The organism is Limnohabitans sp. 103DPR2, from assembly GCF_001412575.1.
Classification (GTDB): domain Bacteria; phylum Pseudomonadota; class Gammaproteobacteria; order Burkholderiales; family Burkholderiaceae_C; genus Limnohabitans_A.
Genome location: NZ_CP011834.1, coordinates 2,358,137 through 2,371,402 on the forward strand (window position 1 = coordinate 2,358,137; position 13,266 = coordinate 2,371,402).

General features: G+C 54.1%; 16 protein-coding genes. 6 read left to right on the forward strand and 10 right to left on the reverse strand.

Translation table 11 applies throughout. The features are described from left to right. Positions 1–2: 2 nt before the first annotated feature. The gene (locus L103DPR2_RS11285; protein WP_055361177.1) at positions 3–1,346 is read left to right on the forward strand and encodes a DASH family cryptochrome; all 1,344 of its coding nucleotides are present in this window, start codon (positions 3–5) and stop codon (positions 1,344–1,346) included. A gap of 36 nt (positions 1,347–1,382) precedes the next feature. Here the strand turns inward: L103DPR2_RS11285 and L103DPR2_RS11290 are convergent, their stop codons facing one another. The 5 genes from L103DPR2_RS11290 to L103DPR2_RS11310 are packed head-to-tail and all read right to left on the reverse strand — an operon-like array spanning position 1,383 to position 3,923. Next, positions 1,383–1,973, reverse strand: coding sequence for a SixA phosphatase family protein (locus L103DPR2_RS11290; protein ID WP_082466803.1), 591 nt, complete (start codon positions 1,971–1,973; stop codon positions 1,383–1,385). Then, on the reverse strand, positions 1,970–2,143 hold the full coding sequence (locus tag L103DPR2_RS14410; protein WP_197274872.1) for a hypothetical protein: 174 nt from the start codon (positions 2,141–2,143) through the stop codon (positions 1,970–1,972). The genes L103DPR2_RS11290 and L103DPR2_RS14410 overlap by 4 nt, the downstream gene beginning before the upstream one ends. 26 nt (positions 2,144–2,169) lie before the next feature. Next, positions 2,170–2,874, reverse strand: coding sequence for an SDR family NAD(P)-dependent oxidoreductase (locus L103DPR2_RS11300; RefSeq protein WP_055361179.1), 705 nt, complete (start codon positions 2,872–2,874; stop codon positions 2,170–2,172). Next, a complete protein-coding gene (locus tag L103DPR2_RS11305; RefSeq protein WP_055361180.1) occupies positions 2,871–3,260 on the reverse strand; it encodes a thiol-disulfide oxidoreductase DCC family protein in 390 nt (129 codons plus the stop codon). Before L103DPR2_RS11305 ends, L103DPR2_RS11300 begins: the two co-directional genes overlap by 4 nt. Positions 3,261–3,263: 3 nt before the next feature. Continuing rightward, positions 3,264–3,923 carry a DsbA family oxidoreductase gene (locus tag L103DPR2_RS11310; RefSeq protein ID WP_055361181.1) on the reverse strand — a complete coding sequence of 220 codons (660 nt, stop codon included), beginning with the start codon at positions 3,921–3,923 and terminating at the stop codon, positions 3,264–3,266. Between the two features lie 119 nt (positions 3,924–4,042). On the opposite strand from L103DPR2_RS11310, the gene aroQ reads away from it, so the two are divergent. Then, on the forward strand, positions 4,043–4,492 hold the full coding sequence (gene aroQ / locus L103DPR2_RS11315; protein WP_055361182.1) for a type II 3-dehydroquinate dehydratase: 450 nt from the start codon (positions 4,043–4,045) through the stop codon (positions 4,490–4,492). Here aroQ and L103DPR2_RS11320 read toward each other — a convergent pair. The 4 genes from L103DPR2_RS11320 to L103DPR2_RS11335 are packed head-to-tail and all read right to left on the reverse strand — an operon-like array spanning position 4,435 to position 8,113. Then, entirely contained in the window at positions 4,435–5,340 is a 906-nt protein-coding gene (locus L103DPR2_RS11320; RefSeq protein WP_231717635.1) for an alpha/beta fold hydrolase, read from the reverse strand. The genes aroQ and L103DPR2_RS11320 overlap by 58 nt on opposite strands. Further along, complete coding sequence (locus tag L103DPR2_RS11325; protein WP_055361183.1) at positions 5,337–6,539, reverse strand: MFS transporter; 1,203 nt, start codon at positions 6,537–6,539, stop codon at positions 5,337–5,339. The genes L103DPR2_RS11320 and L103DPR2_RS11325 overlap by 4 nt, the downstream gene beginning before the upstream one ends. Before the next feature lie 9 nt (positions 6,540–6,548). Then, complete coding sequence (gene aroC / locus L103DPR2_RS11330) at positions 6,549–7,628, reverse strand: chorismate synthase (RefSeq protein ID WP_055361184.1); 1,080 nt, start codon at positions 7,626–7,628, stop codon at positions 6,549–6,551. 14 nt (positions 7,629–7,642) lie between these two features. Further along, entirely contained in the window at positions 7,643–8,113 is a 471-nt protein-coding gene (locus L103DPR2_RS11335; protein ID WP_055361185.1) for a CBS domain-containing protein, read from the reverse strand. A gap of 113 nt (positions 8,114–8,226) precedes the next feature. Here L103DPR2_RS11335 and L103DPR2_RS11340 point away from each other — a divergent pair, with 113 nt between their 5' ends. Genes L103DPR2_RS11340 through L103DPR2_RS11355 form a run of 4 tightly spaced genes read left to right on the forward strand, consistent with a single transcriptional unit; the run spans position 8,227 to position 12,051 of the window. Next, complete coding sequence (locus L103DPR2_RS11340) at positions 8,227–9,555, forward strand: O-acetylhomoserine aminocarboxypropyltransferase (protein ID WP_055361186.1); 1,329 nt, start codon at positions 8,227–8,229, stop codon at positions 9,553–9,555. Continuing rightward, on the forward strand, positions 9,552–10,361 hold the full coding sequence (locus tag L103DPR2_RS11345; RefSeq protein WP_055361187.1) for an alpha/beta fold hydrolase: 810 nt from the start codon (positions 9,552–9,554) through the stop codon (positions 10,359–10,361). The genes L103DPR2_RS11340 and L103DPR2_RS11345 overlap by 4 nt, the downstream gene beginning before the upstream one ends. Next, positions 10,358–11,701, forward strand: a complete 1,344-nt coding sequence (locus L103DPR2_RS11350) for a cytochrome P450 (RefSeq protein WP_055361188.1) — start codon at positions 10,358–10,360, stop codon at positions 11,699–11,701. The genes L103DPR2_RS11345 and L103DPR2_RS11350 overlap by 4 nt, the downstream gene beginning before the upstream one ends. A gap of 20 nt (positions 11,702–11,721) precedes the next feature. After that, entirely contained in the window at positions 11,722–12,051 is a 330-nt protein-coding gene (locus L103DPR2_RS11355) for a DUF962 domain-containing protein (protein ID WP_055362004.1), read from the forward strand. Here L103DPR2_RS11355 and L103DPR2_RS11360 read toward each other — a convergent pair. Beyond that, positions 12,041–13,264 (reverse strand): YihY family inner membrane protein, encoded by a 1,224-nt coding sequence (locus L103DPR2_RS11360; protein ID WP_055361189.1) that lies wholly within the window; start codon positions 13,262–13,264, stop codon positions 12,041–12,043. The two genes, L103DPR2_RS11355 and L103DPR2_RS11360, sit on opposite strands and share 11 nt — an antisense overlap. Positions 13,265–13,266: the final 2 nt, after the last annotated feature.

The following is a 13,266-nucleotide window of genomic DNA, read 5'->3' on the forward strand; positions in this document are numbered from 1 at the left end:
ACATGTCATCCCATCATTCAAGCGCAGGCGTCATCTATTGGTTTCGAAACGATTTGCGCTTGCATGATCAGCCTGCATTGCAAAGCGCGATAGAACTCGCCACAAAATTGCAAACTTGGCTTCTACCCGTCTACATTCACGACGATGCGCTAGAGGCACAGACGCCATGGGGCTTTGCCAGAACATCACCTCAAAGAATCGCATGGACACAGATGGCTGCGCAGGACTTGGCTCGACAGTTGAGCGCATTCAATAGCCAACTGTTTCAACTCAAGGGCAAGCCTGTTGAAATCTTGCAGGCTTTAAGCCATCACTTCCAAGAGTCATGGATCGTCTGTGAAGACATTGCAGCACCCTATGAACAGGCGCACATCCAACAATTGAAGGATGCCAAGCTGAAAGTTCAAACAGTTTGGCAGTCCACATTGATGTGCCCTGCTGATTTGCCATTTGACGTGCGCAAAGTACCCGATCAATTCACCACGTTCAGGCAACTGATTGAGCGCCCCACGATTCTTGTCCAAGATCCATTGCCCGTGATCGCTTCGATGCCAGCTTTGCCCGATGTATCAGGATTGCAGACGAAGCTGAAAACTCAAATTGAAGCGACATGCTCCTCCCCTGCGCAAGCTATCTGCATCGACCCGCGCTCGGCATTTCCATGGGGCCCCTCCGGCTTCGAGGGTGGCGAAACATCGGCATTGGCGCACCTAGATCATTACTGCAAGAGCAGATTGCCTAGCACCTATAAACTCACGCGAAATGGTTTGATGGGCGTTGACTACTCCACCAAATGGTCGCCTTGGTTGGCGAATGGCGCGCTCTCAGCGCGGCAAGCCTGGGCTGCAGTCAAAGCCTATGAAGCAATGCACGGCGCCAATGACAGCACCTACTGGATTGGATTCGAATTGCTTTGGCGTGATCACTTTCGCTGGCTGCATTTGAAACACGGACACAAGCTTTATCGACGTCATGGCCTGACCACAGAAACACAGGTGCACAAAGCACACTCACCTGAAAATTTCGAAGCTTGGTGCGCCGCTAAAACCGGACACCCCTTCATCGACGCCGGCATGCGCGAGCTCACCACCACGTCCTACTTGTCCAACCGCATGCGCCAAAACTTGGCGAGCTATTTGATCCATGACTTGGGCTGCGATTGGCGCGCAGGTGCCGCTTGGTTTGAAACGCACTTGATTGACTTTGATGTTTACAGCAACCAGGGCAATTGGCTGTACCTCAGTGGCTGCGGCACTGACCCGCGAGGTGGCAGAAGGTTCAACCCGGACAAGCAAGCCAAGGACTATGACCCTGAAGGCAGCTACCGGGCGCTGTGGCGTCACTGAGGTCCTAAGACCTCTGGTGTCAATTGCCCAAGGCGTTCAAGGACTGGGGTAAATTTTGTAGGACAAGAGTTTGCCTTGAGGACTAACCTTGGCCAACACCATGTCGCCAGAGCCCACGTTTTCGCCCATGAATTCTGCAATGTTCACATGGTGCGTCACCAAGATCAAAGCTTTGTCGGACTTCAATTTCAGTTGTTTGGCAATGAAGGTCTGAAGACGCACATTGCTTTGAGGCCCCTGACGCATGTCGTCAAAAAACGAGTTCAGTGACGGCTCGTGTACGGGGGCGTCATAGCCAAGCTTCTCTGCCGTTTCTTTACAACGACACCAAGCGCTGCTGAACACCATTGCTTCTTTAACACCTTGTGCTTTCAGCCATTGACCGATGCGCTGCGCTTGCTCACGCCCCTTGCCATCCAAGTTGCGTTGGGTTTTGCAATCTTGCAGTGTGTAACCCGCGGGATCACCCACACCCGGCGCCAAGGCATGTCGCATCAGCAACACGTGGTCCGACTTTTTGAGCAGATCGGACAGTTCGCTGGCATTGGCATTGACCTGCGTCAGGCCAATCCCTAACAACACCGCACACAGCCATTTCAAGAGCATCTTCAAGTTGCGGTCACTCATTTCGCGGTCTTGCCTTCGGCAACCGGGTTGTCTGTTGGGCGTTCAGCCGTGGAAGTGTCGAGTTTGGGCATTGCCATCTTTTCGCCATCCCATTGCTGACCACACCAGCATCGGCCCTCAGGATCGATGATGCAGGTTCCTGTGCCACAGCACCTTGGATCTTCGTTCATGTCTACCCCCTTAGAAAAAATGGTCATCACCATGGAATGGTGTGCCCTGCGTAATCCACAAATTGTGCGCGACCCGTTGGCTTGAGGCTTTGTAAAGCACGCATCATCTGCGACACCGAATCTTCAGGTGTCATGGCATCTTCTGCTGCTACAAACTTGGCCGACAAACCCGATTGAACGGTACCCGGCTGTAAGGCTGCAAAAATGGCCAAAGGCTTTTGTCGAAAGGCCTCAATGGCCGCTGTTTGCAGAAGCATGTTGCGAGCAGCTTTGGCTGCACGATAGCCATACCATCCACCCTTGTGGTTGTCTTCAATGCTGCCAACCCGAGCAGACAAGGTGGCGTAACAAGCAGCCTCGTGCGTCACCAGCAAAGGCGAGAAATGCTTGATGAGCAATGCAGGGCCAACGGCATTCACCTCGAACTGACGCAACAGCTGCTTGGCATTCAAAGCTTGCAAACGCTTTTCGGGACCTTGCCCATCCAGCGTTAAAGCACCTGTGGCATCCACAATGTATTTGAATTCACAAACTCCATACGGTCCTGATGTTTGGCGCAAAGCAGTTGCGCAATGCGCCATGCTATCTTCATCTTCCAATTCAAAGCGCAACACGCTTTGTCGCGACAAGCCCACAGCCAAGGCACACTGCGCATCGTTTTGAAAATGCGTTAAAAAAGCCTGCCCAATGGCACCACTCGCACCCAGAATCAAAGCTTGATAACGACTCATGAATGTCGCGCGTCCCATTTAAGCAAATACTTTTGCACGGTGGGCCGAATGGGCAAAAACATTTTGTAACCCAGGCTGATGGCCCAACTAAAGGGTCGCACTGAAAACACGCGGCCAGCCAATCGCCAGCCTCGCAACTCCAACCAAAGGCGTGCAAAGGCTGCACCGCCCTCAAACAATTGCCCTGCTGAATCTCGCACATGAAAGTACGCCATGGCGCGTTGGCAATTCAGCCCATCGCCCAAGCTGGCATCGTCATTGGCTTGAAAATTCACACTGACGTCATGCCACACCAACTGCGCAGCGTCAGGATTGCTTTTGTAAAAAGCAATCTCACGTCTGCACAAGGGGCAGCTGCCGTCGTAGTAAATGGTCAGGGGTGGCATGCGTCAAACTTCGCCGGCCGCAATGCGTCGCAGCGCTTGTTCAAACACCGCAGCAGGCTGGCCACCAGAGATCAGGTGCTTGTCATTGATGATGACGGCTGGTACAGAATGAATCCCTGCTTGTTGGTAGAACTGTTCAATCTCACGAACTTCTTGGGCATAGGCGTCGGAGGCCAAAATGCCTTTCGCTTCAGACACATCCAAACCCACTGAGGCCACCACTGCCAACAACACCTCATCCGATTCAACGGCTTCAGCGCGGCCTTGGTAAGACTCGAGCAACGCACGCTTCAAAGCGTGCTGACTGCCCTCTGGCCCCTTCACGCCCGCCCAATGCAACAAACGATGCGCATTGAAGGTGTTGTAGACGCGGCCGCGCCCACCCGGATTGAACTTGAATCCCACTTCTTCGCCCCGGGCCGCAATGGTGGCGCGAATTTGAGCTTGTTGCTCTGGGGTCGAACCGTATTTTTCGGTCAAGTGCTCGCCCAAGTCTTGGCCGCCAGGCCCCATGTGCGGGTTCAACTCAAAGGGCTGAAAGTGCAAATCAGCCGCAACCTCACCCTTCAATTGACCCAGGGCTTGCTCCAATGCGCCCAGACCCACAGCACACCAAGGGCAGGCAATGTCAGAGACGAAATCAATTTTCAAGGTAGCGGCCATGGCAAAAAGTTTTGAAATAAAAGCGTGATATTGCCTCAAATATTGGAAAATCGGGGCTCAGGGCGCAGATTCCATGGTTTCACAAGGGATCTTTGCCAGCCCGACCTTTGAGGACGATCATGAAAATTTTGTGTTTGAACGGCATCAACTTGAACATGTTTGGCAAGCGTGATCCCGCCCAATACGGCACCATCACCTTGGCAGAAATTGATGCACAAGTGAAAAAGCTCGGCCAAGAATTGGGCGCCAGCGTGGAGTGCTTTCAAACCAACTTTGAAGGTGCCATGGCAGAAAAAATTCACCAGGCCCACACGGACGGCATTGATGCCGTCATGATCAACGCGGGTGCATGGACCCACTACAGCTATGGCATACGAGATGCCTTGGCCATTTTGAAGTGCCCCATCATTGAAGTGCACATGTCCAACATTCATGCACGCGAAGCTTTTCGCCATCACTCTGTGATTGCTGAAATTGCCAAAGGTCAGATTGCAGGCTTTGGGGTGGACAGTTATTTGTTGGGACTCAGAGCGGCTGTTTCTGCGGTGCAAGCCAACAAAGCCAACTGAAACGCATCCGTTCGTTCGTATTGAACCCAATGTCCTGAATCTGGCACCAAATGCCATGAGGTCAAATGAGGCGCTTGGGCTTTGAACAGAGCCTGCACTTCCAGCCAGCGCCCTTTGTACAGCGCATCCCCTTCGCCATAGATCACATGCAGTGGGCACTGAATCTGTGGCAAAGCGCCCGCCACGATGGGCGTTGATGACAAGCGTCGACGCGGCATGCGATCACGTTTGACGTTGGCAGCGTGCACAGCCATGGCCAGATCGTCTAAGCTGCGCTCGTGCTTCAACATCAAAGCCATCAGGTTGTGACGATGCGCTTCGGCCTGCAAAGCTTCGGTGGGCAAATGCCGCCACCCTTTGAGTGGCATGCGATCTGGCACCGTCAGACCTAAACCTGGCGAGCCCACCATCACCAATTGTTTTGCGTCTTCAGGATATGCGGCCAACCACAAAGCGGCTGTCATTCCCCCAAATGAAAATCCAACAAATGCAGCATCAAGGTTTGGGCCTTTGAGCATCTGCCAAGCCGCATGCAAAGGTTCAATCAAGGCGTCCACATCACCCCCCTGCGCTGGTGCTGCTGAATCACCAAAGCCGGGCAAGTCAACCGCTAGCACACGATGGCCTTGCGCCACCAACGGTGCAATGTTGCGAATCCAATGCATCCAACTGCCGCTGCCGCCATGCAAGAGCAAGATCACAGGCCCCTCAAGCGGGCCCCAAGCGTGCCACACCATAGGCCCTGGCAAAGTCAATTTTTGACCTGTGCGCAACACCTCAACGGTACCCGCATCCAAGAGGGTCAGCACCGAGGGTTCTATGACGATGGGCTCGGTGGAATAGCTCACGCCAGACTTTCCACCTTTTGCTTGGGGTGCTGCAATCGCCATACTTTGTAAGCGGCTGCAGTGGCGATGGCGGCTGTGCACATCGACACCCAATAGACACTTTGCAAGCCCCAACGATCGCTCATCAACCCGCCTAACAAGCCACCCAGCACACCAGGAAAGCCATACGCAATGACGGTGTACAAAGCTTGGCCACGACCGCGCAAACGCCCAGGAAAATGATGTGACAACAAGGCAATGCAAACCGTGTGATTGGCCGCAAACGTCAAAGCATGTAGCGCTTGCGCCAGCAACAAAACCCACAGCACATCGGCCCATTGCGCCGTCATGCCCATGCGCAAGGTCATGGCAGCGGAACACACCACCAACCATCCCGTGAGGGGCAACTTAGGCATCCACTTGGCTTGCGTGAAAAACCAAAAAATTTCAACAATGACCGACACTGCCCACAGCATGCCAATCCAAACTTTGCTGTACCCCAAGGCGTCGAGGTACAAGGAGAAAAACACGTAGACCCCAATGTGCGAGAGCACATGAAAAAAAGCGGTGATGAAAAACCACATCACGGGTTGTTGCCTGAGCACTGGCCAGACGGACACTTTGGCTTCGTGCTTTGGCACAGCTTCTTTCAAATCTGGCAACCACCAAACACTGGCCGTGACAGCCGCCAAGCTCAGCACGGTCCAGCCTGGAAAATGTTTCATGCCAAAGTGTTCAAACCAAGCACCGGCCATAAATACGGTGACCAAAAATCCCAAAGAGCCAAATAGGCGAACACGGCCATAACGTTTGGCATCAAACGCGCCACCTTGACTCACCAAATGGGCCATGGCTGCTTCGCTCATGGGCATCATGGAACTGGTGTGCGTGAACATCACCAAGAGCACCAAGCCCAAGCCCACAGGCCCGAGGTCAAAAAACAAAATGCAGGCGCAAATCAAGGCCATACTGGCGCCGTAGCGCAGCAACTTGACGCGCTCGCCGGTGTGATCACTGAGCCAACCCCAGCCGTAGGGCGCAAACAAACGCGTCGCGGCTTGCACCGAGGTCAAGATGCTGATGGCCACCAAACCAAAGCCCAGCTCCTTCAACCACAAAGGCAAGTAAGGATTGAAAAATCCAATGTGCGCAAAGTAGCTGGCAGAAACCGCGGCAAACGGAATCAATTGACGGCGTTGGGCCGCGGACGAATTGGGCATGAAGGCCCCTTACAGGTGGGCCGGCGGCACCACGTCACCGCACTGTGCGCGGTGTTGCAGGGCATGCTCGATCACCACCAAAGCCAACATGGCTTCAGCAATGGGTGTGGCACGAATGCCAACACACGGATCGTGACGCCCTTTGGTGAGCACTTCCACGGCTTGACCCTGAGTGTCAATGGAAGGCCGTGGTATCAGGATAGAACTGGTGGGTTTGACAGCAATCGAGACCTCCAAGTCTTGGCCTGTGCTGATACCGCCCAACACACCGCCGGCATTGTTGCCCACAAATCCATCACGTGTGATGGGATCACCATGCTCACTGCCCTTTTGTGTGACAGATGCAAAGCCAGCGCCAATCTCAACACCCTTGACGGCGTTGATGCCCATCATGGCGTAAGCAATGTCGGCATCGAGTTTGTCAAACAGGGGTTGACCAAAACCGACAGGCATGCCCTGCGCCACCACGCGCAAACGCGCGCCACAGGAGTCACCAGATTTACGCATAGCGTTCATGTAGTCTTCGAGTGCAGAGACATCGGCCACAGGTGCAAAGAAGGGATTGGTGTGCACATGGTCCCAACTCTCAAAGCCAATGGGCACTTCGCCAATTTGGGTCATGCAACCTTTGAAGGTGGTGCCGTATTGCAGCGCCAGCCATTTTTTGGCCACAGCGCCAGCCGCCACCATGGGGGCCGTTAAACGTGCCGAAGAGCGGCCACCACCCCGAGGGTCACGCAAACCATATTTGCGCCAGTAGGTAAAGTCGGCATGGCCAGGGCGAAAGGTTTGAACAATGTCGCCGTAGTCTTTGCTGCGCTGGTCGGTGTTTTGAATCAGCAGTGCAATGGGCGTCCCCGTGGTCAAGCCTTGGTAAACACCGGACAGAATTTGCACGGTGTCGGGCTCGTTGCGCTGGGTGACGAATTTGGAAGTGCCAGGCCGCCTGCGGTCGAGGTCTGGCTGAATGTCAGCCTCTGACAGCGGCATGCCCGGTGGGCACCCGTCTATCACGCAGCCAATGGCTGGGCCGTGGGATTCACCAAAGTTGGTGACAGAAAATAGGGTGCCGAAGGTATTACCGCTCATAGGCACCCATTATCTCAGAGCGTGGGCGCTTCTTTGCCGGCTTTGTCATCGCCCTCTGGCCAATCGCGAATATAGGCTTTCAGCATTTTGTTTTCAAAATTCTGACTGTCGACCACCGCTTTGGCCACATCATAGAAGCTGATCACCCCCATCAACATGCGTTTGTCCATCACAGGCATGTAGCGGGCGTGGTTGTTGAGCATCATGCGCCGAACCTCGTCCATGTCGGTTTCGCTGGTGCAGGTGATGGGCGCATCGTCCATGGCTTTTCGCACGGAGACGCTGCCTATGGAGCCCCCGTTCTTAGCCAAACATTGCATCACCTCACGAAATGTCAGCATGCCCACCAAGTCGCCATGTTCCATCACGACCAATGAACCCAAGTCCTTTTCAGACATGATTTGGATGGCAACAGCCAAAGTTTCATCGGGTGTGACGGTGATCAGGCTATGACCCTTGACGCGAAGGATGTCACTGACTTTCATGAGAAGTTCTCCTAGTGGGTGTTTGAATATAGCCCACAATCTTGACTAAGAATAGTAAAAGCTTACCCTTAGGCTCTTGCCTGAAACTTTCAGCTTCTCTTTGGAGACATTTCATGCCCGGCTACTCCGATCCTGGTTTTGACACATTGGCCCTGCACGCCGGTGCGGCGCCCGACCCCACCACAGGCGCGCGCGCTGTGCCCATTCACCTGACCACCTCGTTTGTTTTCGAGTCGAGCGACCAAGCCGCCTCGCTTTTCAACTTGGAGCGTGCAGGCCATGTTTACAGTCGGATCAGCAATCCCACCAATGCGGTGCTAGAGCAACGCATTGCGGCCCTAGAGGGCGGCATTGGCGCCATTGCCACAGCCAGCGGTCAAGCTGCCTTGCATCTGGCCATCACCACCCTCATGGGCGCGGGCTCTCACATCGTGGCGTCTTCTGCCTTGTATGGTGGCTCGCACAATTTGTTGCACTACACACTGCGTCGATTTGGCATTGAGACCACCTTCGTTGCGCCGGGTGATTTGCAGGCTTGGCGCCAAGCCGTTCAACCCAACACCAAATTATTTTTTGGCGAGACCGTCGGTAACCCAGGCATGGATGTGCTGGACTTGCCAGCGGTCAGTCAAATTGCCCATGAAGCAGGCGTCCCCTTGCTGGTCGATGCCACCCTCACCTCCCCTTGGCTTATGAAGCCCTTGGCACATGGCGCAGACTTGGTGGTTCATTCCGCCACCAAATTCTTGTCGGGTCATGGCACCGTCATAGGCGGACTGGTGGTCGATGGCGGCAGTTTTGATTGGTCAGGACCGCATACGCAAGGCAAATTTGAAGAGCTGACCCAAGCCTATGCGGGCTTTCACAACATGGTGTTCAACGAAGAAAGCACCATTGGGGCTTTTTTACTTCGCGCACGCCGTGAAGGACTTCGCGACTTTGGCGCATGCATGAGTCCGCACACCGCATGGCTCATTTTGCAGGGCATCGAAACCTTGCCTTTGCGCATGGCAAGGCATGTGAGCAACACCGAGAAGGTGGTGGCCTTTTTGGCATCGCATGCCATGGTAAGCCGCGTAGGTCACCCTATGCTTGAAAGTCACCCCAGCCATGCACTGGCCAAGCAGTTGCTACCCCGCGGCGCTGGCTCGGTTTTCAGTTTTGACATTCGGGGTACACGCCAACAAGGACAAGCCTTCATTGAAGCGCTGCAAGTTTTCAGTCACTTGGCCAACGTGGGCGATTGCAGGTCCTTGGTGATTCACCCTGCCAGCACCACGCATTTCCGAGTGGATGACGAAACCTTGAAAGCTTCTGGCATTGGGCCAGGCACGGTGCGCTTGTCGATTGGCCTTGAAGACCCTGAGGATCTGATCGACGATTTAAAACGTGCACTGCGGGCCGCTGAAAAAGCATCACCAACATCTGGAGGTGCCGCATGATTTACACAGTTCAAGGCGCCCCTTTGTATGCCTACACCGGCGGCAAAGAATTTGACCCCAGCAAACCGACTGCGGTGTTCATTCACGGCGTGCTCAACGATCACAGTGTCTGGATTTTGCAAACCCGCTACTTTGCCAACCACGGCTGGAATGTTCTGGCCATTGACTTGCCAGGCCATGGTCGCAGTGGCGGCAAAGCGCCAACAACGGTGCAAGAAGCGGCTCAGAGCGTGATTGCCTTGTTGGACGCAGCGGGTGTCGACAAGGCCATCTTGATGGGCCACAGTTTGGGTTCCCTCATCGCCATGCAGGCTGCTGCTGAGCACCCTACACGCGTCTCCCAATTGGTGATGGTGGGCACGGCTTACCCCATGCGAGTCTCCCCCGCGTTGCTAGAAAATTCCATCAGCAATCCGAACAAAGCCATCGACATGGTGAATGTGTTTTCCCATTCCACCTTGGCCCCTCCACCCAGCGCTTTGGGGCCAGGCACATGGCTGTTGGGCGGCAGCAAAGCGCTCATGCGGCGCGTCTTGGCCAGTAACCTACACGAGAACATTTTCAACATCGGTTTCAAAGCTTGCGACCAATACGATCAGGGCGAAATAGCCATTGACAAGGTCATGTGCCCCACCTTGTTCCTGCTCGCCAAGAAAGATCAGATGACCCCTCCCAAGGCGGCGCAAAGTTTGATTCAAAAGGCACGCGACGGCCATGTGGCATGGGTCAATGCCGGACATCAAATGATGGTGGAAGCACCTGAAGAATGCTTGGACGCCATGCTGGCCTTTTGCAAAAAATCATGAGCATCACTTGGCAAACACCTGCTCTTAGTGCACAGCGTGTGCAAGACATCTGCAGCCAATTTGATTTGCGAAATTTACCCGCAGATTTTTTGGCCAATCCTTACCCCGTCTACGCAGCCTTGCGCGAAACCACGCCGATCAAGCAAATGCCGGATGGTTCGTTTTTTCTCACCCGTCACGCAGACTTGGTGACAGTTTACAAAGATGCCGCCAAGTTCAGTTCAGACAAGCGCATAGAGTTTGCGCCCAAGTACAACCACGAGCCTTTCAACCAAGCCCCCTTTGCCAAGCCTGGCCAAGATGCACCCCTGTTCGAGCACCACACCAACAGCTTGGTCTTCAACGATGCGCCGCGCCACACACGTGTGCGCAAGCTCATCATGGGCGCCCTGACGCGTCGTTCCATTGACGCCATGGAGACGGGTTTGATTCAGTTGGTGGACAGCTTGCTCGATCAACTCGAAGCACGCCAACACGGTGATTTGATTGAAGACTTTGCATCGGCCATCCCCGTCGAAGTGATCGGCAATTTGCTCAACGTTCCGCATGCCGATCGCGGACCCTTGCGAGGCTGGTCCTTGGCCATCTTGGGCGCTTTGGAACCACGACTTACCGCTGAGCAAGAAACTTTGGGTCATCGCAGTGTGCAAGCATTTTCAAACTACCTGCGTGATCTGGTCGCCGACCGCCGACGGCATCCTGGCAACCCCGAGCAAGATGTCCTGACGCGCTTGATTCAAGGCGAATCTTCCGAACACAGTGCAGACGTTTTGAGTGAAACGGAGTTGCTTCAAAACTGTATCTTTTTATTGAACGCAGGTCATGAAACGACCACCAACTTGATTGGCAACGCACTTCTGAGTTTGCTTGAGCATCCTGCACAAAAGGCCTCCTTGATGGCAGACCTTCAAACAACCCGAAGCGGATCACATGAAGATGCAGCAACCCCCATTCTGAACACGGCCGTCGATGAATTTTTGCGTTTTGAAGCCTCCAATCAACTGAGCAATCGCAGAGCCACTGTTGCCACCCGCATCGGCAACGTTGACCTGCCAGAAGGCGCACTCGTCACCTTGTGCATTGGCGCTGCCAATCGCGATCCCGCACAATTTCCAAACCCTGAAGTGCTTGATTTAAAACGCGCTGACAATCGCCATTTGTCATTTGGTTTTGGCGTGCATCAATGTGCCGGACTCAGTTTGGCACGCCTAGAAGGCCGCATTGCCTTGGGTCGTTTTCTGCAACGCTTTCCCAATTACCATTTAACGGCCACCCCCACCCGCGGTGGGCGCGCCAGGTTTCGTGGCTTTTTGCATGCGCCCTTTGCCACGGGCCTGTGAACTTCAAAACAGGAGACACCATGAACAACACCAACGAGATCCAAGATGCAAGCGTCATTGACAGCTTTGCAGCGTTCTATCCTTTTTACCTGAACGAACACAGCAACCGCACTTGCCGTCGTTTGCACTTTGTCGGCTCTAGTTTGTCATTGGTGTGTTTGGCCATGCTGGCCATCACCGGCAAGCCGCAGTATTTTTTATACGGCTTGCTTTGTGGCTATGGGTGCGCTTGGGTGGGCCACTTCGTGTTTGAGAAAAACAAACCCGCCAGTTTCAAACGCCCGCTTTACAGTTTCATGGGCGACTGGGTGATGTACAAAGACATGTGGACAGGCAAGATCAAGTTTTGATCACATCGGCCACGGTCAATTGGTCCAAATGGGTTTTTTGCCAAATCACATCAGCCTCGCTTGGGTGCGCCAGCCAGAGTTTTTCTGCCAAAGGTGCCAAGGGCGTTGTTGACAAATCGATCAGCAAAACCCAAGCGCTGTCGGTCTTGGCATCCGCTTGCTCAATGCGCCCTGCCCAGCCCAACTCGTGCAAGGCATCCATCACACGAATTGCATGGCGATGCTCAATTTTCAACTGACTGGCCATCTCAATGAGGCGAAGCCCTTGGGGTGAATTGACGCGCGCATCGCGCAAAAGTCCCAGGGTTTCCAGCGCCAATCGAAACGACCACCCCGGCCCATCGACGGGGCGTTTGGCTTGTCGACCGATCTCTGGCAAGCTGGCCGTTAACACCGCACCCAATAAAACCACCACCCAAGCCACATAAATCCAGACCAACAAAATCGGCACGGCAGAGAAGGCACCGTAAATGGCCGAATATGTGGGCATTTGCGCCAAATAAATGGCCAGCAGATTTTTGGCCAATTCCAAGCCCAGTGCCACGGCCAACCCGCCCGTCAATGCATGGCGCCAATCCACTCGCGTATTGGGCAAATAGTAATAAAGGCCTGTGACCGTTGCGGCCAGCAAGCCAAACTCAACCAGGTCAAGCAAACTGCGAACCGTCACGGGTAACCAATCGGCATAGTCTGACAAATAACCTGTGAAGAGGTAGGACGATATGGCCAGGCTCCCCCCCAGCAACAAAGGCCCCAGCGTCAAGCCAGCCCAATAAATCAACACACGCTGCCCCCAGGGTCTGGGGCGGTTGACACGCCAAATTTGGCCCAGGGTGCGATCAATGGTGACCAGCAATGCCAAAGATGTCATGACCACGGCAATCAAGCCCACCAAGCCCAATCGGTTGGCTTTCTTGGAAAACTGGGTCAATGACCCCAAAACTTGGCGGGAAATGCTTTCGGGAACCAAACTGTCAATCAACCAACGTTGCAATTGGTCCTGAACTTTGGCAAAGATGGGAAACGCCGTAAAAATGGCCAGACCCAAGGTAAACAGGGGCACCAGCGCCAAGACAGTCGTGAAAGTCAATGAACTGGCCGTCATGCCCAAGCGAACCTCGCGAAAACGGCTCCATAAAGTGCGTCCCATGGGCTGCCAAGGAAACTGCATCAATTCATTCAATGCGGCACGAAGAGATTCAATCGGGTTCATGA